General features: G+C 54.5%; 1 protein-coding gene. It reads left to right on the top strand.

Annotated features, from left to right (window positions below):
* Positions 1 to 155 precede the first annotated feature (155 nt).
* Positions 156 to 2,231 carry an IS701 family transposase gene (locus tag ABJK56_RS18905; RefSeq protein WP_347246245.1) on the top strand — a complete coding sequence of 692 codons (2,076 nt, stop codon included), beginning with the start codon at positions 156 to 158 and terminating at the stop codon, positions 2,229 to 2,231.
* Positions 2,232 to 2,289 lie beyond the last annotated feature (58 nt).

Below are 2,289 nucleotides of genomic sequence, written 5' to 3'. Positions count from 1 at the left end.
CAGTTATCTCCTTTCTTTGTAGCAATTTCTTTACTAAGAATATTTACCTAATACTACAGCGTAAATTAAAATTAGCTATGGACAAAACTAAATTTCCATGGTACGATGACTACAGGGGTTCGGTGACGCAAGTACACTAATAGAAAGCAGTATTCATGAACAACGACTTCACGCTGGACACAAGGCCGCTGTCCGGAAAGCTCAAAGACCTGCGGCCGCTCAAAATCCTGTTGGTCAACAAAACGGCATGGGAGCCGGTATGGGATTACCTGGTCCGGACTTACCACTACCTCGGCTACGAGACGATGATCGGCCCCCGGCTCAAATACCTGGTTTTCCACAAAGACAGGCCGATTGCGGCTTTGAGTTACAACCGGGCAGCGCTCCACGTGGGTGTGCGGGATTCTTTTTTAAACTGGACGCCTGCGCAAAAACTTAAATTTTTGCCCCGCGTGGTCAACAACAACCGGTTTCTGGTCCTGCCCTGGGTGCGGGTGAAAAACCTGGCTTCCCATTTGCTCGCGCGCACCTTAAAACGGCTCCGGCAGGACTGGCCCCGTCTATTCGGCACCGAACCCTTTTTGGTGGAAACCTTTATCGATCCCCGGTACCCCGGCACCTGTTATCAGGCGGCCAACTGGTGTTATCTGGGGGAAACCCGCGGCTTTGCCCGGGTAGGCAAAACATACATTCAGCACGGCAAGCCCAAGAGCGTTTTTGTTTATCTTCTTGATCCAGCCTTTTTAAAGATTATCGCCGAAGATTCTTGCCGTCACCCGAACCCCCTAAAAAAGGTGGGCAAGAGGGTGCCGAACATGATGCTGCATCAGCCGGATTGGAGCCCGGACCTTTTGGCGAAAATTGGCCTTACCACCCAGGCGGTGGAGCAACTCGGCGCTTTGCTGGACGAATACCTGGCCTATTTCCAGGAATGCTACCGGCGAAGCGAACAGCGTCAGCACGGCGAGACCTTTGTCAAGGGTTTGTTGAGCGATTTGGACTGCAAATCGATCGAGCCCATTGCCTTACGCTACCAGGGGACCGAGGCGGTGCGCCCCATGCAGTTTTTCTTCCAGCGTTCCCCTTTCGACGACGTAAAGATGCTGCGCCTGTACCAGAAACGGCTGTCCTCTTTGGTCAACGACCCGAACGGGATGATTACCGTGGATGAATCGGATTTCCCCAAAAAGGGCCGCCACTCGGTGGGGGTCAGCCGCCAGCACTGCGGTGTCCTGGGCAAGACGGATAACTGCCAGGCCGGTGTATTTATCGGCTACTCCGGTTCTAAAGGATATGGCCTGGTGGACCGGCGGCTCTACCTGCCGAAAGTGTGGTTTACCGAAGAGTACAAAGAACTGCGCACCCGCTGCGGCGTTCCCGAGGAGGTGACCTTCGCCACCAAACCCCAGCTGGCGGCAGAAATGGTTAACCAGGTGCTGGCTTCAGGTGATTTCCAGGCCCGGTGGATCGGGTGCGACAGCGCCTTCGGCAGTGACCCGAAGTTCCGGGCGGCCTTACCCCGAAAATATTGGTTTTTTGCCGATATTCATGCCGATCAGCTGGTCTGGCGGACAAAACCCCAGTGGGTTCTTCCCGCGTACAAGGGCCGGGGGAAACGACCGCAAAAGTTGATTCCGTCCCCTGCTCCCGTGCCCGTGGCGGCAATTGCCCAGGATCCCGCCTTGCCCTGGAAAACTATTGTCCTGGCTGAAGGGGCCAAGGGACCCATTGTGGCCAGGGTGAAGCGCTGCCGGGTGATTGAAGCCCGGGACGGGCAACCCGGCGACGAGCTCTGGCTTTATATCCGGCAATACGAAAACGGACGGATCAAGTACGCCTTGAGCAACGCTCCGGTTGATCTTCCTAAAGAAGAGCTCGACCACGCCGCTACCTTGCGCTGGCCCATCGAGCAATGCTTCGAGGAATGCAAAAGTTACCTGGGGATGGACCATTACGAAGCGCGTTCGTGGAACGCCTGGCACCGGCACATGCTTTTTGTCTTTATTGCTCACCTCTTTACTCTGGAGATCCGGATGCGCTTTAAAAAAACTGACCATGCCGCAGGCTTACCGTTTAATCGGAGCGGCTTTTACCCGGGATCCGGCGCGGATCCAAAAGGCCCTGGCGGAATTGATGTACCATTTGAGGCGCAATTTTGTTGCCTACCAGTCCCACCGGAAAAAGAGGCTGATGCTTCTAAAGTCCGGATAGTTGTCAAGGTTCAAAGTTGAATTTACGCTGTAGTATTAGGCAAGGAGGGAACAAAAATGCAAACCGGCAAAATCGGTT

The sequence above is a fragment of the Thermogutta sp. genome, from assembly GCF_039793925.1.
Lineage (GTDB): Bacteria > Planctomycetota > Planctomycetia > Pirellulales > Thermoguttaceae > Thermogutta.
This window is presented reverse-complemented; position numbering and strand designations above follow the sequence as displayed.

Bases quoted from the DNA above. Each gene is read 5' to 3' on its own strand.
- ABJK56_RS18905 (WP_347246245.1), top strand. From the start codon at position 156: ATGAACAACGACTTCACGCTGGACACAAGGCCGCTGTCCGGAAAGCTC.